This window comes from Pseudomonas sp. GW821-FHT09E04 (assembly GCF_059416185.1).
This window is the reverse complement of the sequence record NZ_JBWKOR010000001.1, coordinates 1,286,213-1,309,953: the sequence shown is the minus strand read 5'-3', so window position 1 is coordinate 1,309,953 and position 23,741 is coordinate 1,286,213. Positions and strand designations below refer to the sequence as shown.

Here is a 23,741-nt window from a genome sequence, read left to right as displayed (position 1 = left end):
TCTACCCACGCTCCACGGTTGCCTAATTTTTGAAGTTCAACCGTTTCTGGGGGACGCATGCTGCAGAATATCAGGGACAATTCACAAGGCTGGATTGCCAAGACCATTATCGGGGTCATCGTTGCACTGATGGCTCTGACCGGTTTCGACGCCATTTTCAAGGCCACGACTCACACCAACGAGGCGGCCAAGGTCAATGGTGAAGAAATCAGCCAGAACGAGCTGAGCCAGGCCGTTGACATGCAACGCCGTCAGCTGATGCAACAGCTGGGCAAGGACTTCGATGCTTCCTTGCTCGACGAAAAAATGCTGCGCGAATCGGCCCTCAAGGGTCTGATCGATCGCAAGCTGCTGCTGCAAGGCGCAGAAAAATCGAAGTTCGCTTTCTCCGAAGCGGCGCTGGACCAAGTGATCCTGCAAACACCTGAATTCCAGGTTGACGGCAAGTTCAGTTCCGACCGTTTCGACCAGGTGATCCGTCAGTTGGGCTACAGCCGCATGCAATTCCGCCAGATGCTGGCTCAGGAAATGCTGATCGGCCAGTTGCGCGCCGGTGTGGCGGGCAGCGGTTTCGTGACTGACGCTCAAGTGCTGGCCTTCGCCCGTCTGGAAAAACAGACCCGTGACTTCGCCTCGCTGAGCATCAAGGCTGACCCGGCGGCAGTGAAGCTGACCGACGATGAGGTCAAGGCTTACTACGACGAACACGCCAAGGAATTCATGACCCCGGATCAGGTGGTCATCGATTACCTCGAGCTGAAGAAGGCTTCCTTCTTCGACCAGGTCGCCGTCAAGGACGAAGACCTGCAGGCGGCGTATCAGAAAGAGATCGCCAACCTGTCGGAACAGCGTCGTGCGGCGCATATTCTGATCGAAGTGAATGACAAGACCACCGAGGCTCAGGCCAAGGCGAAGATCGAAGACATTCAGGCACGCCTGGCCAAGGGTGAGAAGTTCGAAGCGCTGGCCAAGGAGTTCTCGCAGGATCCGGGGTCGGCCAACAATGGCGGCGACCTGGGTTATGCCGGTCCTGGCGTTTACGATCCGGCTTTCGAAAAAGCCCTGTATTCGTTGAACAAGGATCAAGTGTCCGAGCCGGTTCGCACCGACTTCGGTTTCCACCTGATCAAGCTGCTGGGCGTCGAAGCACCGGAAGTTCCGACTTTCGCCAGCCTGAAAGACAAGTTGACCCGCGAGCTGAAAACCCAGCAGGTCGAGCAGCGTTTCGTCGAGGCGACCAAGCAACTGGAAGACTCTTCGTTCGAATCGTCTGACCTGGCTCAGCCGGCGCAGGATCTGAAACTGACCGTGCACACCTCCAAGCCGTTCGGCCGTGAAGGTGGTGAAGGTGTTGCAGCCAACCGCGCCGTGGTGACTGCAGCGTTCAGCACCGAAGTACTGGAAGAGGGTGCCAACAGCACCGCCATCGAGCTGGATCCGGAAACCGTGATCGTGCTGCGCGCCAAGGAGCACCTCAAGCCTGCGCAACTGCCGCTGGAAGCCGTGGCGACTGCCATTCGCACCCAGTTGGCCAAAGAGCACGCCAGCGCTGCTGCCAAGACCAAGGCCGAGCAACTGATCGCCGGTCTGCGTGATGGCAAGACTCCGTTGGACAAGGCCATCGACGGTCAGAACTGGAAAGTGACCCAGGCGGCCACCCGCGCCCAGGAAGGTGTTGATCCAGCCGTGCTGCAAGCACTGTTCCGCATGCCGAAACCGGCAGGCAAGGACAAGCCGACTTTCAGCAGTGTGACACTGCCTGATGGCAGCCTGACCATCGTGCGCCTGAACGCTGTGAACGAAGCCGCTGCGCCGACCGATGAAGAGAAAGCGCAATACCGTCGCTTCCTTGCCTCGCGTGAAGGCCAGCAGGACTTCGCGGCGTACCGCAAGCAGCTGGAAAGCGAAGCGGACATCAAGCGTTTCTGATGCCTGACTGAGCGACAAAAAATGAGCCCCGGATGAACATTCGGGGCTTTTTTTTGCCTATCAATCACTGGGTGACAGGATTTTCATCGACCATTGGCCGGTTTGCCTTTTTCCCTGCACCCATGACCGGTAGAGTTGTAACTGTTTTAAGACACTAATCCGTACGCCGCGGGGCAGCGATATGTTGCACAATACGCCCCGGACCGTTTTTCCCTCAGGATGTTTAATGTTGAATTCTATTCCCGTGCGTTTCATCGGGTTGGCGTTGTTGCTGACCGCCGCTGCCGGCTGCTCCAAGGACAAGCCTATCTACGAGCATGAGAACTTCGACGACTCTGGCACCTTTTCGCGCAATTACCCGGTCACCGACACCGCCAGTTGCGAAGCGGCTCGCCGGGCGTTGCTCAGCCAGGGCTACATCATCACCAGCAGCGACCCGAAACTGGTCAGCGGACACAAGAGTTTCCAGCAGACCGGTGAAACCCACCTGGAGATCAGCTTCAACGTCGTGTGTGCCGATGATGGTAGCGCTGGCCACCACGCCACGGTATTCGCCAACGCCTTGCAGGACCGCTACGCGCTGAAGAAGACCAACAACTCGGCCAGCCTGGGGGTTGGCGTGCTGGGCTCGGTGTCGATGCCGATCGGCTCCTCTGACGACTCGATGGTCAAGGTGGCCAGCGAAACCGTGTCCTCGCAGAAATTCTACGAGCGCTTCTTCACCCTGGTGGAGCTGTTCCTGCCGGCGGATGCGAAGAAAGCTGCGCACATCACCGAGAAGCCGAAGGCCGATCTGGGCGTGCCGGAACCTAAGGCAGCGCCGGCCGCATTGGCGCCGACGCCAGCGGCTGAACCGACTCCGGCCCCAGCCCCGGCCGCCGCACCTGCTGCGACACCGGCCCCCGCAGAGCCGGCTCCGGTCAGTTCAGAGCCGGTCGTTCCACCGGCTGAAGCAGCACCGATCACCCCGGCACCAGGTTCGGAGCTGGTTCCAGCAGCAGCGCCGGCAACGGAAGTCATCACGCCTCCGGCCAATCCGACGGATCTGCCGCCGCCGTCCGAGCCGATTCCGGCAATGCCAACCGGGCATTGATCGGTTGCGGGAGCGACGCAACGTCGCTCCCGCTTCGATTTCTGTGTGATCTGAAATGTCGGTTCACACATTCTGAAAATATCCCCGCGATAAATCCCTGACCGCCTGCTACGTTTATTTCATGAAGGCTGCGTTTCATTTTTCCTTCATACGGGCACTTTATGCTCGAGGCACTGGTCATTTGCTCCAGGCCATTTCAGCAAAGCAGTTAGGGGGATTACACGATGGATGACTATCAAGAAGAACTGCTCGAATTCCAGGCCTGCGAACTGGATTCACCGGAGCCTGCGGAAGACGCCACCGAGCTCTGAGGCTTCAACCGGTCTTGCGGTGACTGCGGCGAAACTCGCCCGGCGTCTGGCCGTTCCAGCGCTTGAAGGCGCGCTGGAAAGCTTCGGCCGAGGCGAAACCCAGCAGGTAGGCGATTTCACCGAACGCCAGTTCAGTGTCACGGATGTAGGTCATCGCCAGATCACGGCGAGTGTCGTTGAGGATCGCGCGAAACTGCGTGCCTTCTTCGGCCAGTTTTCGCCGTAACGTCCAGGTCGGCAGCTTCAGGCGCGCCGCCACTTCTTCCAGGTCGGGTTCACGACCCCCATTGAGCAACGGTCCGAGCAATTGCGTGATGCGTTCGCGCAGGCTGCGGGTTCGCGTCAATTGTTCCAGCTCCCGTTCACACAGTTGCAGCAGATGCTTCCAGGTGCTGGGGCAATGCTCCGGGTTGCGTGCGGCCAGGCTGGTGAGGCTCAGACGCAGCTGATTGTGCTCGGCGCCGAACTGGACAGGGCAGTCGCCGAGTACGGCGTATGCGTCGCGATAATCCGGGGTGTCGAATTCGATCTCGATCCGTTCGGCGCGCAGCGGTTCGGGGCTGACGCTGGACAACTGATGCAGCCAGCCGGCGATGATCGAATCCACCACAAAGCGGTTGTAGGCGTTGTACGGGCTGATCGAGTAGAAGCGCAGCCAGGCTCCGCTGGCATCCTCGTGGAAACTCGACTGGCCGCGATAATTGGAACCGTACAACGGTTCGAAGCGAGTCAGGCAGCGGGCGGCTTCGCGCACGGTCGGTGCCTGCGCTGCGGTGACGCCGGCCAATCCCGCCTGGCTCAGGCGACTGAGCTGGCCCATGCGCAAACCGAGTGCCGGATCGCCGGTCAACTGGATCGCGCCATGGCCCAGGCGCATGTAGCGCGGGATCGACAGGCGTGCGCCGGCCTCGGCCAGTCGTGCTGCGTCGAGGCCGTATTGTTCGAGCAGCGGTTGCGGGTCGGCGTCATGGCTGCGCACGGCATCGGCCAGGCTATGGACGAAGCCTACTGACAGATCCCCGAGGCGCATTGGCAGCGGCTTCATGGTTTACAACCAGAGGTTCAGCAAGCGCGCGCCACGGGCTTCACCGTCGGCGAACTGCTGGCCGTTGCTGCTGAGGAAGCTCTGCCCGGAGCTTGGCTTGTCCCAGAACTGTCCGCGCAGGAACACGCTCATGCCGGCAATCGCCCGGCTGCCCGGTGGTTGTGCCGTCAGGGTCAAGCGGTGCCAGGCCTGGCCTTCGCTGACCTCTCCCGGTTTGAGGCTGACCGAGTCTGGCGCGTTCAAGCCTCTGTAGCCCTGCCAGGGCAGATCCCACACGCCATGACCGATGACGAACGCGGGCACCGCAATCAGTTGCGCGCCTTGCTCGTCGAGTCTGCGATAGTTGTCCGGGTACCAGCTGTCGTTGCCGATCAGCACGCCGAGGCGCCCGGCCGGGGTATCGATCACATTGATCCGGGAGACATCGTTGGAGGGTGTCGTGTCATCCTGATCGAAGATCGGGCGCATCTGCCGCTGTGGCTGACCGAGCGGGGCGCCGTCACGACCGAACACCACGCTGGTGTTGTACAGCGCGCCACTGCCGACCTTGAGCCGGCCGTCGATGATGTTCGGTTCCGGCAGCACGATCGAGCCGGCCACCAGGGTGATGTGGAATTCCTTGGCCAGACCGCCGAACAGCAACTGATAGTCCTTGGCCATGTCTCGGGATTTCATCCGCAAGTGGGCGTCATCCAGACGGCTGCTGCCCCTGGCGGTGAGCCAGGCGCGGGCGAACTGCAACGGGTTGCTGGCGGCCAGCCAGTTCATCGCTTCGGCGAGGGTGGGGGCCTGGTACAGCTCGTCTTTCTCGCCGCTGATCATCAGCCAGGTGCCGACATGCTCGGGCAGCACCACGATGGTTTTTTCATTGAGCAAACCCTGATCCTGAGCCTGCTGCAAATAAGCGGCGAGCTTGCGGTGCAGGCGTTCGGAGCTTTGATAGTCGGTCGGGAACAGTTCCGGCTGAATCCCCAGCAGGTTGCCACGGTCGGCTCGGGTGCCCTGATCGACCGCCAGTTTGATCCGCAGGTCCGACAGGTAATGACCGGCCGGGCGGTCAGCCGCCCACATGGCGTAGAAGGTAAGCGCGGCGACAAGCGCCATGGAAAAGGTCAGGTACAAAAGTTTGCGCATGAAATCCAACAACAGCCGGGTACAGGGTGTGCGACTAGGGTAGGGCCCATGCCTGCGCTTGCCAAGGGGCGCTGCGCATTTGGATCAATAACTTGTCAGTTACGGTCATTGAGTGACAGCGATGCGACTCTTAGTCTGTCGAACATGACTGACGGGGGACGCAGAGCTCCCGCATTTTCCGTGATCGCTCGCTGTGGAGTTACCGATGACCGCCACTTACCCGCACCTGCTGGCCCCGCTGGATCTGGGATTCACCACGTTGCGCAACCGCACCCTGATGGGCTCGATGCACACCGGCCTTGAAGAGAAGCCGGGTGGTTTCGAACGCATGGCGGCGTACTTCGCCGAACGTGCCCGTGGCGGCGTTGGCCTTATGGTGACCGGCGGTATCGGCCCGAACGACGAGGGCGGCGTGTACTCCGGTGCAGCCAAGCTGACCACCGAGGAAGAAGCGCTCAAGCACCGCATCGTCACCCGCGCCGTGCATGAGGCGGGCGGCAAGATCTGCATGCAGATCCTCCACGCCGGCCGTTATGCCTATAGCCCGAAACAGGTGGCCCCGAGCGCCATTCAAGCGCCAATCAACCCGTTCAAGCCCAAAGAGCTGGACGAGGAAGGTATCGAGAAACAGATCAGCGATTTCGTCACCTGCTCGGTACTGGCCCAGACCGCCGAGTACGACGGCGTGGAAATCATGGGTTCCGAAGGCTACTTCATCAACCAGTTCCTCGCGGCCCACACCAACCACCGTACCGACCGCTGGGGCGGCAGCTACGAAAACCGCATGCGCCTGCCGGTGGAAATCGTTCGCCGGGTGCGTGAAGCGGTCGGCCCGAACTTCATCATCATCTTCCGTCTGTCGATGCTCGACCTGGTCGAAGGTGGCAGCACCTGGGAAGAAATCGTCACCCTGGCCAAAGCCATCGAGCAGGCCGGCGCGACCATCATCAACACCGGTATCGGCTGGCACGAAGCGCGGATTCCGACCATCGCCACCAAAGTGCCGCGTGCGGCGTTCAGCAAGGTCACGGCCAAGCTGCGGGGTTCGGTGAGCATTCCGCTGATCACCACCAACCGCATCAACACCCCGGAAGTCGCCGAGCAGATCCTGGCCGAAGGCGATGCCGACATGGTGTCGATGGCGCGTCCGTTCCTCGCCGACCCGGACTTCGTCAACAAGGCCGCCGAAGGCCGCGCCGACGAAATCAACACCTGCATCGGCTGCAACCAGGCCTGCCTCGATCACACTTTCGGTGGCAAGCTCACCAGTTGCCTGGTCAACCCGCGTGCCTGCCACGAGACCGAGCTCAACTACCTGCCGGTCAAGCAGATCAAGAAGATTGCCGTGGTCGGTGCCGGCCCTGCCGGTCTGTCCGCCGCCACTGTTGCCGCCGAGCGCGGGCATCAGGTGACGCTGTTCGATTCGGCCGGTGAAATCGGCGGTCAGTTCAACGTCGCCAAGCGTGTGCCGGGCAAGGAAGAGTTCTACGAAACCCTGCGCTACTTCAAACGCAAGTTGCAGACCACCAACGTCGAGGTGTGCCTGAACACCCGAGTCGATGTGGCGAAACTGGTAGAGGGCGGTTACGACGAAGTCATCCTGGCGACCGGTATTGCGCCGCGCCTGCCGGCGATTCCGGGTGTCGAGAACGCCAAGGTGTTGAGCTATCTGGATGTGCTGCTCGAGCGCAAACCGGTCGGCAAACGGGTGGCGGTGATCGGCGCCGGCGGTATCGGTTTCGACGTGTCGGAATTCCTCGTCCATGAAGGTGTGGCCACCAGTCAGGATCGCGCTGCGTTCTGGAAAGAGTGGGGCATCGACACCCACCTCGAGGCCCGTGGTGGTGTGGCCGGGATCAAGGCTGCACCGCATGCACCGGCCCGTGACGTGTTCCTGCTGCAACGCAAGAAGTCCAAGGTCGGCGACGGTCTGGGCAAGACCACCGGCTGGATTCACCGCACCGGTCTGAAGAACAAGCAGGTGCAGATGCTCAACAGCGTCGAGTACCTGAAGATCGACGACGAAGGCCTGCACATCCGCATCGGTGAAACCGGCGAGCCGCAAGTGCTGCCGGTGGACAACATCGTCATCTGCGCTGGCCAGGATCCGCTGCGCGAGCTGCAAGAAGGGCTGGTGGCAGCCGGGCAGAACGTGCACCTGATCGGCGGCGCCGATGTGGCGGCCGAGCTGGATGCCAAGCGTGCGATCAATCAGGGTTCGCGTCTGGCCGCCGAGCTCTGATCCACCCTAGAATGCCGGCTCTTTGCACAGAGCCGGCCTTCATGTTTCTGCCTCCCACCGACTGGCTGGCCCCAGCCCCCCTCGAACCCCTTCATTTGGACTGGCTCACTGCCGCCGGCATTGAAGTCGCGATTCTGCGTCTGGACCGGATCGATCCGCTGATCAGCGGCAACAAGTGGTTCAAACTCGTCGAACACCTCAAAGCCGCCGACCGTGCGGGCGCCGAAGGCATCATCAGCCTGGGCGGTGCGCACTCCAATCATCTGCATGCACTGGCTGCTGCGGGCAAGCGCTTGGGATTCGCAACGGTCGGTTTGCTTCGCGGGCATCCGCAGGACACGCCGACGGTCAGGGATCTACAGGACTTCGGCATGCAGCTGCACTGGCTCGGTTTTGGTGGCTACCGGGCGCGGCACGAGCCGGGGTTCTGGCAGCCGTGGCTGGCGCAATATCCGACGCTGCATCCGGTGCCCGAAGGTGGCGGCGGATTGCCTGGCGCACAGGGTTGCGCATCACTCAAGGATCAGGTCAGTGAGCAACTGGGCAAGCTCGGTTGGGACGACCATGACGGTTGGTGGCTGGCGTGCGGCACTGGCACCACGCTCGCGGGACTGGTTCTGGCGGAGGCGGGTAAACACCCGGTGTATGGCGCCATGGCCGTGCCCGACGATCACGGCGTCGCTGCAAACGTCGAAGCGATTGTCGGTGACATCGCAGGCTACGAACTGATCGACGCCAGCCGTGGCGGTTTCGCCAAAGTCGATGCGCCGTTGCTTGAGTTCATCGCACAGGCTGAACAGGCCAGCGGCATTCCCCTCGAATCGCTCTATACCGGCAAGGCTTTGCTGGCACTCAAACAGCAGATCGAGGCGGGCCGCTTTGCCCGTGGAACGCGACTGATCTTCGTCCACACCGGCGGCTTGCAGGGCCGGCGTGGATTCGATGGCTAAACCTGGTTGCGCTTGGGCATCATCCGCAGCAGTGTGTTATCGCCCACCACATAATGGTGATACAGCCCCGCCAGCGCATGCAGGCCAATCAGCCAGTAGCCGATATTGCCGATCAACACGTGCCAGTGTTCAACCTGTTTGGCGAAGGCTTTGTCCTCTTGCACCAGCAACGGCAGGTCGAAACCGTAGAACATCACTTGATGACCTTCGGCGCTGGTAATCAGCCAGCCAAGGATCGGCATGCTGATCATGAACAGGTACAGCGCCCAGTGCATCAGTCGGGCCAGTGCGGTCTGCCATTGCGGTGAAGCCGGGAAGATTTTCGGTGCCGGGCCGATGCTGCGGGCCAGCAGGCGAAACCACACCAGCACGAACACGGTCAGGCCGAGCATGTAATGCGCTTCACGGATCAGCGAGCGGCCACCACTGCCCTTGGGAAAGATGCCTCGCAATTCCATGCTGGCATACACCAGCACCAACAACACCAGCATCAACCAGTGCAACAGGACTGACACGGTGCTGTAGCGTGATTCGGAACTTGTCCACGGCATACGGTATTTCCTCACGGATCAGGGTCGAAACGTGCCGTTCTTGAGCGACGGCATGCTTTAACTGTAATCCGCTTTGGCCGATTTGCGCGTGTCTAAAAACTCTTTCATTGCGCGAAATCAGGGGTTTGCCCATAAAAAAACGCCAGTGTCGCGCAGACACTGGCGTTTCTGTTTGCCGCAGGCTGCGTTATCAGCTGCTTTGCGGCATTTCACCGTTGGCCAGACGCTTGTTGATGTCGGCGATCACTTCCGGCAGATCGGTGATGGTGTCGATCATGTAGTGCGGACGCGAACCTTCGAACAGCGCGTGAATGCGCTTGCGTTCGCTGGCCAGCGCGTCGCTGCCCAGTGCGCGGTAGCCTTCGTAATCCAGGCCCAGCGCGTTGCCGGAGCAGATCAGCGCCACGGTCCACATCCCGGCGCGACGACCTTCAAGAATCCCCGGCACGGTGTCGTCGATCTTCACGCAGGCGGCGACATCGTCGATGCCCAGCGCAATCACGTTGGCCAGGGCCTGTGCCGGCCATGGGCGGCCGTTCGGCACTTCGTCGGTGGCCACGACGTGGTCGGCGATGTAGCCGTTGCTGGCGGCCAGTGCCACGACTTTGTCCATCACTTGCTTCGGATAGCCCGAGCAGGAGCCGATCTTGATCCCTTGCTGACGCAGGTTGGCGATGGTCTCCAGTGCGCCGGGGATCAGCGCCGAGTGCTCGGCGATTTTCTCGATCTGCAGCGGCATGAAGCGGTTATAGATTGCGGTGACGTCGTCATCGGTCGGGGTGCGGCCGAACGCCTTGCGATAGCGCTCGGCAACCTGCGGCTGATCGCACAGGGTGCGGATGTGATCCCACTTGCCCATGCCCATCGGGCCGCGAGCTTCTTCGATGGAGACCTGGACGTCGAATTCGGCGAAGGCTTCGACGAAGATCTGGGTCGGTGCGAAAGAACCGAAATCGACCACGGTGCCGGCCCAGTCGAGGATGGCAGCTTGCAGTTTGCTTGGGTTGTTGTAGTTCATGGCAATCAAATTCCTGAGTGGGCAATGCAATTCAAATGGGGGAGCGGGCCGGATGAATCAGATGTCGAGCACTTCCATCTCGCGCAGCACTTCACCCACTGCCGAGACGGCTTCACGCATCTGCGCCGGGGTAACGTGGCCGATGCAGCCGATGCGGAAGGTTTCGACTTGGGTCAGCTTGCCGGGGTAAAGGATGTACCCCTTGGCCTTGACCCGTTCGTAGAAGTCCTTGAACTGGTAGCGCGGATCCTTTGGCGCATGGAACGTGGCGATGATCGGTGCCTGGATGGCGGCGGGCAGGAAGCTGCGCAAGCCGAGTTTGCCCATCTCTTCCATCAGCGCCTGGCAGTTGGCGGCGTAACGCGCATGCCGTGTCGACAGGCCGCCTTCTTCGTTGTATTGCAGCAGGGCTTCGTGCAGCGCCGCGACCACGTGGGTCGGCGGGGTGAAGCGCCATTGGCCGGTCTTCTTCATGTAGCTGTGCTGGTCGAACAGGTCCATCGCCAGCGAATGGGAGTTGCCGGCGGCTGCGGCCAGGGATTGCTTGCGGGCAAACACGAAGCCCATGCCCGGCACGCCTTCCAGGCATTTGCCGGAAGCGGCGATCAGTGCATCGAACGGGACTTTTTGCGCATCCACCGGCAAGGCGCCGAACGAGCTCATGGCATCAATGATCAGGCGTTTGCCGTGTTGCTCGACGACCTGGGCGATCTCCGGCAGTGGATTGAGGATGCCGGTGCTGGTTTCGCAGTGGATCAGCGCGACGTGGGTGATGTCGCTGTCGGCGCGCAGCAGGCGGTCGACGTCGGCGGCGGTGGTCGGTTCATCTTCAGCGGTTTCAAAGGTGCTGAACGAGCGGCCCAGCACTTCGCAGATTTTCGCCAGACGCTTGCCGTAGGCGCCGTTGATCAGCACCAGCACCTTGCCGTCGCGGGGGACGAGGGTGCCGATCGCGGCTTCGACGGCGAAGGTGCCGCTGCCCTGCAAAGGCACACAGTGGTGGCTGTCGGCGCCGTTGAGGATGGCCAGCAGTTGCTCGCACAGGCTGGCGGTCAATTGGTTGAAGCGGTCATCCCATGAACCCCAGTCGACCATCATCGCCTGGCGGGTGCGGGCCGAGGTGGTCAACGGGCCGGGAGTGAGCAGGATGGGTGCGGCAGTACTCATTCGTGTGTCCTCGCGATAGCGCTGTGGGATGAAGCTACGGGGCATACGTTGCAATTCGGCGGATCATCAATCAAATTGTTTGTTGTTATGCCAGCCATCAGTGAGGGTTATTCATGAACCTGTTCCAGCTCCGCGCCTTCGACGCCGTGGCCCGGGAAGGCAGCTTCACCCGTGCCGCCGCACGCCTGTTCATCAGCCAGCCGGCGGTCACCGGGCACATCAAGGCGCTGGAGGAGCATTACCAGATCACGCTGTTGCGACGGACGGCACGCCGGGTCGAGCTGACCGAGGAGGGCACCAAACTGGCGGCGATCACCCGGGCGATGTTCGGCATGGCCGAAGAGGCCCAGGCGCTGCTTGAAGCCAACCGGCAGTTGCTCACCGGGCGACTTGAGGTGGCGGCGGACGGTCCGCACATGGTCATGCCGATGCTCGCCAGCCTGCGGGCACGGTACCCCGGGATCACGGTGAACCTGCGGTTGGGCAACGCTCAGGAAACGTTGGCGGCGTTGTTGTCCGAACATGCGGACGTGGCGGTGCTGACCGAAGTCGAGCCGCGCAAGGGCCTGCACCTGCAAGCGCTGAGCGAATCGCGGATCTGCGCACTGGTGCCGGCCGGGCATCCGTGGGCGAAACGCAGTGGCGAAGTCAGGCTCAAGGAGCTGGATCAGGTGATCATGGTCTTGCGCGAGCCGAGTTCGATTACCCGACGCACCTTCGATCAGGCCTGTGCGCAGGCGTCGGTCAATCCACGGGTGTTGCTGGAACTCGACAGCCGCGAGGCGGTGACGGAAGCGGTGGCGGCTGAGTTGGGGGTTGGCGTGGTGTCATCGGTTGAAGTCAGCCACGACCCCCGTGTCGTCGCGATTCCCATCGCGGGAGAAGGGCTGGTGAACCGGCACATGATCGGCTGTGTGGAGCGGCGGCGGGAGTTGCGCTTGATTCAGGCGTTTTTCGGATTGGCGCCGGTCTGAACAAGACTCTCGCGCACCATCTCGAGAAACGTCGCCACCACCCGACGCGAACTCTGCTCCCGCAGGCACACCAATGTCTCGGTCAAACGCCGGGTGCAATCGGTGATCGGTAGCGCACAAACCCTTGAGTCAGCGCCAAACTCCGCCGCCGACACCACGCCCACGCCAATCCCCACGACCACCGCTTCCCGCGCGGCTTCCCGGCCCTCGACCTGGATCGCCGGGCGGATGCGGAAACCGGCGCGGGCCATTTCTTCTTCCAGGGTCTGGCGGGTCACCGAGCCGTGTTCGCGCAGCACCAGCGGCGTGTCGTCGAGATCTTCCAGGCAGATCGATTCACGCTTGGCCCACGGATGATGGCGCGAGACGAATGCCACCATCGGATCGTTGCGCAGCGGCACGCACAGCAGGCGTTCATCGCTGACATCGCGCCCGAGCAACGCCAGATCAGCCTGATAGTTGAACAGGCGAAACAGCGATTCATCGGTGTTGCCGGTTTCGATCTTCACGCTGATCCCCGGGTAGCGCTCGCAGAACCGGGCGATCTGCGGCAACACATGCACCGGCGCATCCACGGCCAGAATCAGGCTGCCGGTCTGCAGAGCCTGGGATTCCTGGAGCAGCTCCTGGGCTTCGGCCTCGACCACGAACAGGCGCTGGGTGATTGCCAGGAGGCGTTCGCCCAGATCCGTCAGGCGCACCGAGCGTTTGTTGCGATGGAACAGCAACACGCCGAAGCGCTCTTCCAACTTGCGCACTTGATCGGAAATCGCCGGTTGCGTCAGATAAAGCCGCTCGGCGGCCTTGGTGAAGCTTCCGTGCACGGCCACGGCGTGAAAGGCTTTGAGCTGGGCGTGGGAAACAGACATCGCAGACTCCATTAACAAGCTGAGCTTATGTGTGAAATACGATAAATCGATTTTATTTATTAAACAGTAATTGCTTTGATCGGCTCACGCCAACGCTGACTGCCCGGTCGGGCAGCGACGCTGGCCATGAGCCTGTGCGTGCAACACCAGGACTCATCTGACCGGTATCGCCGAAGGGACGGGGTGATATCGCAGTGCTCAACAATAAAAAACACAGGCGTTTACTTAACGATTCTGCCGGCACACTCACACCCTGAGGTCAGAACCACAATGAACAAGCACATCGGCACCCTTGCGCGTTGGCGCATGCAGATCTTCGCTGTTACCTGGCTCGCTTACGCCGCGTTCTATTTCACCCGCAAAGCCTTTTCGGTGGCCAAACTGGGCATCGCCGAAGACCCCACCTTCATGCTCGACAAAATGGCCATGGCCAACCTCGACGCGATTTACCTGGCGGCCTACGCCATTGGCCAGTTCACCTGGGGCATGCTCGCCGACCGCTTTGGTCCAAGGGTCGTGGTGCTCGGTGGGTTGCTTATTTCCGCTGCGGCGGCGTTGGTGATGGGCAGTTTTGCGACCTTGCCGATCTTCGCCACCTGCATGTTGATTCAGGGCCTGGCGCAGTCCACCGGTTGGTCGGGGTTGTGCAAGAACCTCGGCAGTTTTTTCCCTTCGGAACAGCGCGGGCGAGTGCTCGGGTTGTGGAGTTCCTGCTACGCCTTCGGTGGATTGGTGGCCTCGCCGTTCGCCGGTTGGTGGGCGTACACGCTGGTCGGCACCTGGCACGCGGCGTTCATTTCCAGTGCGGCGGTGGTCGCGGCGGTGGCGGTGTTGTTCTTCATCTTTCAGCGCAACAAACCTGAAGATGTCGGCCTGCCGGCGGTGGAACCGGAGCCGGTCATCAGTGCCGAGGAAGCCGAAGCCAACAGCAAACTCAGCGTCTGGGAACCGCTCAAGGAAATCCTCCGTAACCGCACGGTGCTGGTGCTGGGGCTGGCGTACTTTCTGCTGAAACCGGCGCGCTACGCGATTCTGTTGTGGGGCCCGGTGATCGTCTTCGAGCAGATGCCCACCGTGGGCAAGGTCGGCGCGGCGATCATTCCGACCTCGTTTGAACTGGCAGGTCTTTTAGGTCCGATCATGATCGGCATGGCCTCGGACAAACTGTTCGGCGCCCGACGCATGCCGGCCTGCGTACTGAGCCTGCTGGCGCTGACCGTAACCCTGGCGCTGTTCATGGGCGCCTTGCACACCGGCAGCGTGATGCTGGTGGTGGCGCTGCTGTTCGTGATGGGCCTGACCCTGTACGGCCCTGACTCGATGATCAGCGGCGCGGCCGCGATCGATTTCGGCAAGGCCAAGGCCGGCGCCACCGCCGCCGGATTCGTCAACGGCTGCGGCTCGGTCGGTGCGGTGCTCGGTGGTTTGCTGCCGGGCTACTTCGACTCGGTGACGGTGTTCATCGTGTTCGCCGGTTGCGCGCTGTTCTCGGCGCTGGTGCTGATTCCACACTGGAACAGCCGCCCGGTCGGCGTCATGGAACCGCGTGCCTACGTGCCCAATCGGGCCCTGGCGATCAAACCCCTGCGTAACTGAACAATCCCTGCCTCGCGGCCTGCTGCGGCATTCGCGGCAGGCTGTGCTGTGGCCGACTGACTGGAGAATTTTCATGAGACCGTTTTGGCTGGAGCAGGCCTTGCAACTCGATTCGTCCGAACCGTGCCCGCCGCTGCAAGGCGAAGTGCGCACCGACGTGTGCATCGTCGGGGGCGGTTACACTGGTTTGTGGACGGCGATCATGCTCAAGCAACAGAACCCCGAACTCGAGGTGTTGCTGATCGAGGCCGACATCTGCGGCGCCGGTGCCAGTGGGCGCAATGGCGGTTGTGCGCTGTCATGGTCGGCAAAGTATTTCACCCTCGAGCGGCTGTTCGGCGTCGAGGAAGCGGTGCGGCTGGTCAAGGAATCCGAACGCAGCATCCACGCCATCGGCGAGTTCTGCGAGCAGTACGGCGTCGATGCCGATTACCGGTTGGACGGCACGCTTTATACCGCCACCAACCGAGCGCAATGCGGTTCGACCGATGCGGTGATTGCGGCGCTTGAGCGCAACGGTATCAACTCGTTCACCCAACGTCCGGTTGCCGATGTTCAGCGCATGGCCGGTTCCGACAAGCATCTGGAAGGCTGGTTCTCGCCGGCTGCCGCCAGTGTGCAGCCGGGCAAGCTGGTGCGTGGGCTGCGGCGAGTAGCATTGCAACTGGGCGTAAAAATCCACGAGAGCACAGCGATGACCGGACTGGAGGAAGGGCGTCCGGCGCGTCTCCAGACGGCCAGCGGCAGTGTGGTCGCCGACCGCGTGGTGCTGGCGATGAATGCCTGGATGGCCCGTGCATTTCCGCAGTTCGAACGCAGCGTGGCGATTGTCTCCAGCGACATGCTGATCACCGAGCCGCGCCCGGAGCTGTTGCAGGAAATCGGCTTGACCAGCGGCGTGACCGTGCTTGATTCGCGGATTTTCGTTCACTACTACCACAACACCCCGGACGGCCGGATCATGCTCGGCAAAGGCGGCAACACCTTCGCTTACGGCGGGCGGATGCTGCCGGTGTTTGATCAACCATCGCCTTACGCCGGGTTGCTCAAGCGCAGCCTCGACGATTTTTTCCCGGCCTTCGCCGATGTGAAGGTCGACGCAACGTGGAATGGCCCGTCGGATCGTTCGGTCACCGGCCTGCCGTTTTTCGGCCAGATGAGTGCCAGCGGCAACGTGTTCTACGGGTTCGGTTATTCCGGCAGTGGGGTTGGACCGTGTCACATGGGCGGGCAGATTCTCGCCTCGCTGGTGCTAGGTCTCGACAACCCGTGGACGCGTTCGCCGCTGGTTAACGGGCCGTTGGGTTACTTTCCGCCTGAGCCTATCCGCTATCTCGGTTCGCTGATGGTGCGCAACGCCATTCGCCGCAAGGAGCGCGCCGAGGATCACGGGCGGCGACCTCGGCACCTCGATGTACGCCTGGCGAAATTCGCCGCCGCCGCCGGCAAGGCTGACAAGGGTTGAACGTCAGGACGAAGGCGGGGTGCGATTGAGCAGCCAGTCGAGCAACAAGCCGTTGTCGTGCGGTTCCGGGGTTTTGCGCGCCGGGCGAGGTTGGCTGACGTCCAGGCACAGGATCGGTCGATCCGGATCGCTGTCGAGAAAACTCACCCATACTTCGCTGCCAGCACGCGGCAGCGCTTCCCTGGCGATCCGGCCGCCCGCACCGACCATGGCAATTGCCAGCCATAAGCCGTCACTGTCGGCTTTCTGTGCCGGCCCGGGCCATAACCGGACGGCGATTCGGCCCAGATCGTCCAGCTGCGGCGGTTGCCCGGGCGAGCCCAGGACTTGCGCCGGGTGATAGCCCGGAATGCTTGGGCGCGGTTGCCGCAGCGGCGGGCGATACTCCGTCGACCAAGGCTGTGCGGTGAAGTCGTTGTGATAACGGCGAGGTGTGGACATCGGGTCGAGAATCGACGGCTGCTGCCCCTGATGGCGCAATTCGGTGATCAGCCACTGCTCGTTGAACGCACCCACCGGATGATCCGTAACCTGCAACAGATGGCCACTGAGCAATTGCGTGCAATCGCTGCGACCCTGAATGCAACGGTATTGACAGCGCTGGCGTTCCAGTTGGCGACGGCTGCGTTGATCGGCGTGGCGTTGCCCGGAGGGCGGGAATCCTCGCAGGGGGATGACGCCTGTCACCGCGTGATTGGCCGCCTCATCGTCGTTGCTCGGTTGCCCGCGTTCACGGACGGTGGGTGACACCTGCGCCGTGACGGCGTCGTGACGCAGGAACAGCGTACTGAGAGTGGGCGCGCGCGCCTCGTTCTCTGGACAGAAGGGCACGGGTATCGGGGGCTGCGGCAGGTTCAGACTGTCGTCGGCGAACACCACGACATGGCCATCCGGCCGGTGCTCGAAGTGATAGTGGATGCCTTCTTCCTCGCACAGTCGATGCAACAGTGCGAGGTCGGTCTCGTCGTACTGGATGCAGAACGCACGCGGTGGATAGTGTCCCACCGTCAGGTCGAGCCGGTAACCGTGTGCGGGCAGGCGATGTTCGGTGAGCAGTCTTTCGAGAATGTCCGGCACGCTCAACCGGGTGAACACCCGGCGCCTGGGCTGCTGCTCCAACCTCTGCAGGTGCGGCACCAGCACCACTTGGTAACCGATCCGATGGGCACCGCGATGTTCGCAACTGGCGCTATGAAGGGTGCCGTGAAGGCCATGACCTTCACTCAACTGCAGGAAGGCCGACCGATGCAACAGGGTGGCGGGGGCGAGGGCCGGGGCCAGGCCAAGGACTTCTATCTCGAAACGATAGGGCCGGTTCAGGCCTTCGTGGCCGCTGAAACGCAGTACCGGCAGGCACAGGCCACCCTCGAGGAGGGTCAGCGTAAAGGGACTTTCCTTGTCATTGAGCATTCGGACGGGCTCTGTCGGGTCATACGGGCCACAGAGGGTACGAAACCGCAGTGCGAAATGGTCATGACAAACCGGTTTTTCAGAATCGCCCTACAAGGTGTGTAGAAGATGTCGACACGTGACGGAATTTTTGGTCGATTGCCGACTTTAGGCCGTATAAACTTGGCGCCACGCGTCGGCCAATAGATGTCTCGGCGCCACAGATCAAGAGAGTGAGTAATGGGCGCACAGTGGAAGGTTAAACACAAAGAAGCGGCAGCCAACGCCAAGGGCAAGATCTTCGGCAAACTGGTGAAAGAAATCACCATCGCTGCCCGCAACGGTGCCGATACCGCCACCAACGCACACCTGCGTCTGGTGGTCGAACAGGCCAAGAAAGCCTCGATGCCCAAGGAAACCCTGGACCGCGCGATCAAGAAAGGCGCGGGCCTGCTGGGTGAGACCGTTCAGTACCATCGCGTGACTTACGAAGGTTTCGCTCCGCACCAGGTTCCGTTGATCGTCGAGTGCGTCACCGACAACATCAACCGCACCGTGGCGGAAATCCGCGTGGCGTTCCGCAAGGGCCAACTGGGCGCTTCCGGTTCGGTCGCGTGGGACTTCAACCACGTCGGCATGATCGAAGCCTCGCCGGACACCCCGGACGCCGATCCGGAAATGGCCGCGATTGAAGCCGGTGCCCAGGATTTCGAGCCGGGCGAAGAGGGCGCAACCCTGTTCCTGACCGACCCGACCGACCTGGATTCGGTGCAGAAAGCCCTGCCTGAGCAAGGTTTCACCGTGCTGTCGGCCAAGCTGGGCTACCAGCCGAAGAACCCGGTCAGCGGCCTGAGTGACGAGCAGATGGCTGAAGTCGAAGCGTTCCTCGAAGGCCTCGACAACCACGACGACGTGCAGGACATGTTCGTCGGCCTGGCCGGCTGATCCGCTGCGTCAATGATGCCGCCATCGCGAGTTCGCTCGCGATGGCGGTGTAGCGGCTACAACGCTTCCAGCTGCTGCACAACCTCACTGAATCCCGGTCGCGCCAGCACATCCGGCTGACAGCAGCGCTGTTCCAGCGCCTCCAGCACCTCACGCCGATCCGCACTCAGACCCGAGTCGATGCGTGCCAGCAATTCCCCCAGCAAAATCCCGAACGCTCGCACTTCGATGCGTTGCAGTGCGCGGGTTTCCAGGTTGTCCGTGGTGGCATGGAATGACGCCGCGCCAAAGTCCCCCAGCAGACAGTCGCCCTGATCGTTCAACAGAATGTTGTGCCCATAGAGGTCGCCATGGGTGATGCCTTGTTCGTGCAGATGCTCGGCGACCGACGCAATCCCCTTGGCGATGCGCAAGGCGACATTGGCACTGAACCGGCAGTCATCGGTGTAGATATCCCGCGAACAGGAGGCCAGGCTCGGCAAGGCGGCGAGGTTGCGATAGCTCGGATCGATCAGTTGCATCACCAGTCCTTGCTGGCCATCGGGGTGATTGCCGATGCGGCCCTCGACCCGGATCAGGTTCGGGTGCAGCCCGGCGGTGATGCAGGCGTTCATCTCGTGCAACGGCGAGCCGTCGCTGGTCATTTCGCCCTTGTAGAGTTTGACCGCCACCGAGCGCTCAGGCTGGCCGACCGGCTGCCACGACGCACGGGAAATCACCCCGGACGCGCCTTCGCCCAGCCGTTGCTCCAGGCGCAAGGTCGACCAGTCGATCAGCGGCGTGGCTTCCAGTGCGGCGGCGTCGGCCTCGGTTTCCAGCGGGTTGCCGGCGTAGGCCAGCCACGTCAGGCTCGGCAGGGTCAACAGCCATTGCGGCAGTTCCGTCAACTGGTTGGCGGCGATGCGGATCAGCTCCAGTCGATGGCACTGGCTCAACGATGGCGGCAGCGCGCACAGACGGTTACCGGCGAGCATGAGTTTTTGCAGGAGCGGGCGCTCACCCAGTTCGGCGGGCAGGGTTTCGATGAGGTTGTCGGTCAGGATCAGCCAGCGCAAGCGCGGTGGCAGGGCGGTTCCGGAGACCTGGGCAATCCGGTTGGCCTTGAAGCCGATCATTGTCAGTGCTTGGCACTGACCCATGGATTCAGGCAGTTCGGTGAACCGGTTATCGGAGCAGAACAGCACGCGCAGATGGCGCAGGCGATGCAAGTCGTCAGGCAGGCTGCTCAGCGCGTTGCCGCTGAGGTTGAGCACCTCCAGCGTGTCAGCCAGGTCGAAGATCTCGGGTGGGAACTCGGTCAAGCCTTCGACCAGGTCCAGCCGGGTGATGCCCGACAGTTCGCCGGCGCGCAATTGAGCAAGGGTGTGCATGTAATGGGTCGCTATCAAAGAGGGCGCAGTGACGCCGGGAATGGGCGGCATGATAACGGCAAATCAGGCCGGTTCACGCACTTCCGGTAATTGCCCCAGCCGGCTGCGGGTGCGGGCCAGGTCAATGGCGTTGCCGGCCAGGCTTTCGTGCAGAGGCAACTGCCCGAGCAGCGTCAGGTGTTTGTCCTGATCGTAGAGCACGTCGATCAGGTTGATGAAGCGCTGCTGGACGGCAATCGAGCATGCGTCCAGTTCCGGCAGTTCATCGATGATCCACTGGTCGAAGCGCCGGCACAGTTCCAGATAATCCATCACGGCCGTGGGCTGCTCGCAAAGGTCATTGAAGGTAAAGGCGACGCGGCGGCCTGTGCACAGACGCGCCTGTAAAACCCGGTTGCCGACCGCTAACGGCTGCGGCGCGGTATCGCGTGGCGGCAAGTCCAGCGCCAGACGTTGTGCCGGCGTGGCTGGCCAAACGTAATGGCCCTGGGTGAACAGCTGATGCGCGTGGTTGCGCGCCTGGCTGCGGTAGTCGTGGGGGCCGCCGACTTCCATGACCTGCATGCGGGCATTGATCAGGTCGATCACCGGTTTGAACCGCGCGTGGTACAGCGGGTTGGGCAACAGTCCTTCCGGCGGATAGTTGGAGGTCACCAGCAACAGGATTCCGCGCTGGAACAGGGCTTTATACAGGCGGGTGATGAGCATCGCGTCACCGATGTCATGCACATGGAACTCGTCGAAGCACAGCACCCGGCAGTCCTGCAGCAACTCATCGAGGGTGGCGCCGAGGGCGTCCTCCTGTTCGCGATGCTTGAACATGCCCTGGTGCAGGCGGGCGAAGAACTCATGGAAGTGCAGGCGCTGTTTCTGCTGGATCGGCAACGCCTGGAAAAAACCGTCGAGCAACCAGCTCTTGCCGCGCCCGACGGCGCCGTGCAGGTAAAGACTGGGCGGGGTTTGCGCCGAAGGGCCGAACAACAGGCCGGCCTGCTGTGCCATGCAGTCGATCACCCGCTGCTGGCTGTGACTGAGGGTGTAGCCCTGGCCATGGGCCTTGTGCCGGAAATAATCGCGAATCGACTGGGCGCTGGCGCAATGGCCGGCACTGGCCAGGTTTCGCTTGCCGAACAAGCGGCGTAATCCTGAAAGGCGTTGTGACAGACGCGAACGTTCGGGCGGTCGGGCGGGCACGGTGAGGTCACTCCGTCATCGTCAGGCCGGCTCCCCCCGAGCGCGGCGGCGTAGTGTAACCAGACGGATAGTTTTCCTTCCACTGCGCTTTATCGGCCGGCGACTTTTCTGGACAGCATTCTGCGGCGCGTACAGGTTTTTTCAGCGTCCTGGCGTGCCGGATCGCCAATCTTTCGAAACAAATCCCGCCCGATCAGTGGATCCAATCGACTGGCGCAATCGGCGTCCGTTGCTAACCTGAAACACTGTAACGACACAGACGCTGTCGCCATCAAGGAACGGGCAGTGAATGCAGGGATGGTCTGGGCATTGCTGGGCGGGTTCGCAACAACGGTGCAGGCGGCTGACTTGCAGGTTGAGGTGCGCGTCGATGTGCAGCGCGGTTGCCAGTTGATCGGCCAGCAGCGCGAAGCCGGTATCGAGCAACTGGGCGTGCTCGACTTCGGCAGCACGGCGCGCCTCGACGATCCGGCCGGGCCGCTCGGGGCGGCGCTGATCAATTCGCGATTGCCGCGCCTGGAATGCAACCCGGACACGCCGTATCAGTTGCGCGTCGATGGCGGCCTGCACGGCGGGACGGGCGAAGTGCGCTACATGGCAGGCGAAGCGGGTGGCAAAGCCATTCCTTACCGTTTGTATCAGGACGCCGCGCGGCGAGTGCCGCTGGTGGTGGACGTGCCGGTCACCGGGAGGGTGCCGGACAGCGGTTCGGTTGAGTTGCCGCTTTACGGGCGGATCGAGCGGATGGCCGAAGTCCCGCGTGTCAGCCGGTATTCGGATCTGGTCAAGGTAACGGTCACCTGGTGATCGAGCCGGATGCAACAGGAAATCGACGTTCAATGACGAACGCAGAGGTCGAGTGATGCTGAAGGATCAGAAGGAGTAGGGACGCAATGACAGGCAAGCACTGGCTGGTAGTCGCCACAGGCGCATTGCTGTTGCTCACCGAGGACGCGCAAGCCGCGATCAACGGGCAGATTCATGCGCGGCTGATTCTGATCGCCGGCTGCGAGGTGACCAATTCGTCCAGCATCGCCAGCCCGGTGGGCGATTTCGGCAAACTCGATTTCGGCCAGCAGGGCCCGACCTGGAATGCGCCGATCAAGGCCAGCCTGGCCAATGACAGCAGCGGCCGGCTCAACGTGGCCTGCAATCCGTCGGTGACCGGTTTCACCGTGACCATCGACGGTGGCGCCCATGGCGACGGCAGCACCCGGCGCTTGAGCAACGGTCGCCAGACCATTCCCTATCAACTGTTTCTCGATGCCTCGGGCAGCCAGAGTTACAGCATCGGCCAACAACACAATTTCGCTGTCACCAGCGGCGCGCAGATACCCATCCCGGTATTTGGCTCGGTGGTGGCGAACACCCGTGCGGTACCGGTGGGTGTCTACACCGACACCCTGACGGTGACGCTCGATTGGTAAACCGTAGAGGAAGGACACCATGCGTACGATTGCATCAAGGATAGGTTTGTCGTTGCTCGGCCTGACGCTGGCCTCCAGCGTCAACGCCGCTACCACGGTCACCGGTCAGATCACCTCCAGCCTGATCCTGATCAGCAGTTGCCAGGTCAATGGTTCCGGCGGGTCCTCCGGCCTGAACTTCGGTGCCTTGAACTTCGGCACCGCCAACAGCCTGTTCACTACGGCCACCGGGCAAGTGCTGGGCGGCGGTGGCGGGGCGTTGTCGATTCTCTGCTCTGCCGGCACCACGCCGACGGTCAAGGTGCGGGCTGGTGCCCATGACGGGTTGTCGCCCGGTGGCACCCGCGCGCTGTACGACGGTGTCGCCAACTATGTGCCTTACGACTTGTACACCGATGCCGGGCACTCGCAATTGCTGGCCATCGACGGCGTGATCAACCTCGCCGCCAGCACCGGTGTGGCGCAGACCGTGAACATCTACGGTCAGGCGGTGGGCAAGGCCGGCCTGCCGGCGGGCACTTACACCGACACCATTTCCGTTGAACTGACGTTCTAGTGCCATGGGCCGGCATGGCTGTGCGGCGCTGCTGGTGCTGTGCGCGGGGGCTGTGCCGTTGCCGCTGGCGGCGGTGACCAGCCAGAGCTTTCAGGTCAGCGCGACGATCACACCGGGCTGCCTGGTGGTGGGGGGCGTGTCGAACTATGGCGGGCTGAATTTCGGCTCGAGTTCCGCCCTGGCCACCGGCACGGTGCAAGTGGCATTGACCGGTGGCGTGCAGTTGCAATGCACGCCGGGGGTGACGCTGAACATGACGGTCGATGGCGGTCAGTACAACAGCGGCGGGCGACGAATGCAGATCAGTGGCGGCAGTGCGAAGGTGGCGTATGCGCTGTTTCGCGATGCGGCCTACAGCCAGAGTCTGGGCATCGGCCAGACCGTGGCGGTGGCCTATAGCGACGCCAACAACATCAGCCTGCCGATCTACGGTCAGGTGCAATTGCCGGGCAATCAGCCTGGGGGGACATACAGCGACGTGTTGCAGGTGCAGCTGTCGTGGTGATGCAAGGCACA

The 23,741-nt window shown here is 62.2% G+C and carries 21 protein-coding genes; 12 read left to right on the top strand and 9 right to left on the bottom strand.

Translation table 11 applies throughout. The annotated features are described in order from the left end of the window. Positions 1-57 precede the first annotated feature (57 nt). Positions 58-1,929: a SurA N-terminal domain-containing protein gene (locus tag AC07N4_RS05955; protein ID WP_102621719.1), complete on the top strand. Its 1,872-nt coding sequence runs from the start codon at positions 58-60 to the stop codon at positions 1,927-1,929. Between the two features lie 226 nt (positions 1,930-2,155). Next, the gene (locus tag AC07N4_RS05950) at positions 2,156-3,022 is read left to right on the top strand and encodes a DUF2242 domain-containing protein (protein WP_192558453.1); all 867 of its coding nucleotides are present in this window, start codon (positions 2,156-2,158) and stop codon (positions 3,020-3,022) included. 315 nt (positions 3,023-3,337) lie between these two features. Here AC07N4_RS05950 and AC07N4_RS05945 read toward each other — a convergent pair whose 3' ends face one another. Beyond that, positions 3,338-4,378 carry an AraC family transcriptional regulator gene (locus AC07N4_RS05945; protein WP_493065162.1) on the bottom strand — a complete coding sequence of 347 codons (1,041 nt, stop codon included), beginning with the start codon at positions 4,376-4,378 and terminating at the stop codon, positions 3,338-3,340. 3 nt (positions 4,379-4,381) lie between these two features. Next, positions 4,382-5,512, bottom strand: coding sequence for a nitrilase-related carbon-nitrogen hydrolase (locus AC07N4_RS05940; RefSeq protein ID WP_493065161.1), 1,131 nt, complete (start codon positions 5,510-5,512; stop codon positions 4,382-4,384). Positions 5,513-5,717: 205 nt separating this feature from the next. Between AC07N4_RS05940 and AC07N4_RS05935 the strand changes: the two genes are divergently transcribed. Both AC07N4_RS05935 and AC07N4_RS05930 read left to right on the top strand, forming a co-directional pair. Next, a complete protein-coding gene (locus AC07N4_RS05935) occupies positions 5,718-7,754 on the top strand; it encodes an oxidoreductase (protein ID WP_493065160.1) in 2,037 nt (678 codons plus the stop codon). Positions 7,755-7,795: 41 nt separating this feature from the next. Further along, a complete protein-coding gene (locus tag AC07N4_RS05930) occupies positions 7,796-8,704 on the top strand; it encodes a 1-aminocyclopropane-1-carboxylate deaminase/D-cysteine desulfhydrase (protein WP_493065159.1) in 909 nt (302 codons plus the stop codon). On the opposite strand, the gene AC07N4_RS05925 is transcribed toward AC07N4_RS05930, so the two are convergent. From AC07N4_RS05925 to AC07N4_RS05915, 3 genes are all read right to left on the bottom strand, one after another. Continuing rightward, on the bottom strand, positions 8,701-9,255 hold the full coding sequence (locus AC07N4_RS05925) for a cytochrome b (RefSeq protein ID WP_096822327.1): 555 nt from the start codon (positions 9,253-9,255) through the stop codon (positions 8,701-8,703). The genes AC07N4_RS05930 and AC07N4_RS05925 overlap by 4 nt on opposite strands. A gap of 190 nt (positions 9,256-9,445) precedes the next feature. After that, positions 9,446-10,273 carry a phosphonoacetaldehyde hydrolase gene (gene phnX, locus AC07N4_RS05920; protein ID WP_493065158.1) on the bottom strand — a complete coding sequence of 276 codons (828 nt, stop codon included), beginning with the start codon at positions 10,271-10,273 and terminating at the stop codon, positions 9,446-9,448. Positions 10,274-10,330: 57 nt separating this feature from the next. Next, on the bottom strand, positions 10,331-11,440 hold the full coding sequence (locus AC07N4_RS05915) for a 2-aminoethylphosphonate--pyruvate transaminase (RefSeq protein WP_493065157.1): 1,110 nt from the start codon (positions 11,438-11,440) through the stop codon (positions 10,331-10,333). Between the two features lie 113 nt (positions 11,441-11,553). Here AC07N4_RS05915 and AC07N4_RS05910 point away from each other — a divergent pair, with 113 nt between their 5' ends. After that, positions 11,554-12,414 carry a LysR substrate-binding domain-containing protein gene (locus AC07N4_RS05910; protein ID WP_102621726.1) on the top strand — a complete coding sequence of 287 codons (861 nt, stop codon included), beginning with the start codon at positions 11,554-11,556 and terminating at the stop codon, positions 12,412-12,414. Here AC07N4_RS05910 and AC07N4_RS05905 read toward each other — a convergent pair. Next, positions 12,384-13,283: a LysR family transcriptional regulator gene (locus AC07N4_RS05905; RefSeq protein ID WP_096822323.1), complete on the bottom strand. Its 900-nt coding sequence runs from the start codon at positions 13,281-13,283 to the stop codon at positions 12,384-12,386. The genes AC07N4_RS05910 and AC07N4_RS05905 overlap by 31 nt on opposite strands. A 270-nt stretch (positions 13,284-13,553) precedes the next feature. Between AC07N4_RS05905 and AC07N4_RS05900 the strand changes: the two genes are divergently transcribed. Next, positions 13,554-14,879, top strand: a complete 1,326-nt coding sequence (locus tag AC07N4_RS05900) for an MFS transporter (protein ID WP_493065156.1) — start codon at positions 13,554-13,556, stop codon at positions 14,877-14,879. Positions 14,880-14,946: 67 nt separating this feature from the next. Continuing rightward, a complete protein-coding gene (locus AC07N4_RS05895) occupies positions 14,947-16,344 on the top strand; it encodes an FAD-dependent oxidoreductase (protein ID WP_493065208.1) in 1,398 nt (465 codons plus the stop codon). A 3-nt stretch (positions 16,345-16,347) separates the two neighbouring features. Here AC07N4_RS05895 and AC07N4_RS05890 read toward each other — a convergent pair whose 3' ends face one another. After that, positions 16,348-17,754, bottom strand: a complete 1,407-nt coding sequence (locus AC07N4_RS05890) for a type VI secretion system Vgr family protein (RefSeq protein ID WP_493065155.1) — start codon at positions 17,752-17,754, stop codon at positions 16,348-16,350. Between the two features lie 219 nt (positions 17,755-17,973). On the opposite strand from AC07N4_RS05890, the gene AC07N4_RS05885 reads away from it, so the two are divergent. Next, entirely contained in the window at positions 17,974-18,678 is a 705-nt protein-coding gene (locus tag AC07N4_RS05885) for a YebC/PmpR family DNA-binding transcriptional regulator (RefSeq protein ID WP_007951538.1), read from the top strand. Between the two features lie 56 nt (positions 18,679-18,734). Here the strand turns inward: AC07N4_RS05885 and AC07N4_RS05880 are convergent, their stop codons facing one another. Continuing rightward, a complete protein-coding gene (locus tag AC07N4_RS05880; protein WP_493065154.1) occupies positions 18,735-20,048 on the bottom strand; it encodes a protein kinase in 1,314 nt (437 codons plus the stop codon). A gap of 63 nt (positions 20,049-20,111) precedes the next feature. Then, complete coding sequence (gene zapE, locus AC07N4_RS05875) at positions 20,112-21,242, bottom strand: cell division protein ZapE (RefSeq protein ID WP_493065153.1); 1,131 nt, start codon at positions 21,240-21,242, stop codon at positions 20,112-20,114. A 297-nt stretch (positions 21,243-21,539) separates the two neighbouring features. Here zapE and AC07N4_RS05870 point away from each other — a divergent pair, with 297 nt between their 5' ends. The 4 genes from AC07N4_RS05870 to AC07N4_RS05855 all read left to right on the top strand — a co-directional run bounded on the left by AC07N4_RS05870 (position 21,540) and on the right by AC07N4_RS05855 (position 23,730). Then, the gene (locus AC07N4_RS05870; protein ID WP_493065207.1) at positions 21,540-22,049 is read left to right on the top strand and encodes a Csu type fimbrial protein; all 510 of its coding nucleotides are present in this window, start codon (positions 21,540-21,542) and stop codon (positions 22,047-22,049) included. Positions 22,050-22,135: 86 nt separating this feature from the next. Continuing rightward, positions 22,136-22,669, top strand: coding sequence for a Csu type fimbrial protein (locus AC07N4_RS05865; protein ID WP_102621734.1), 534 nt, complete (start codon positions 22,136-22,138; stop codon positions 22,667-22,669). 19 nt (positions 22,670-22,688) lie between these two features. Then, positions 22,689-23,225 (top strand): Csu type fimbrial protein, encoded by a 537-nt coding sequence (locus AC07N4_RS05860; protein WP_102621735.1) that lies wholly within the window; start codon positions 22,689-22,691, stop codon positions 23,223-23,225. Between the two features lie 4 nt (positions 23,226-23,229). After that, positions 23,230-23,730 (top strand): Csu type fimbrial protein, encoded by a 501-nt coding sequence (locus tag AC07N4_RS05855; protein ID WP_096822314.1) that lies wholly within the window; start codon positions 23,230-23,232, stop codon positions 23,728-23,730. Positions 23,731-23,741: the final 11 nt, after the last annotated feature.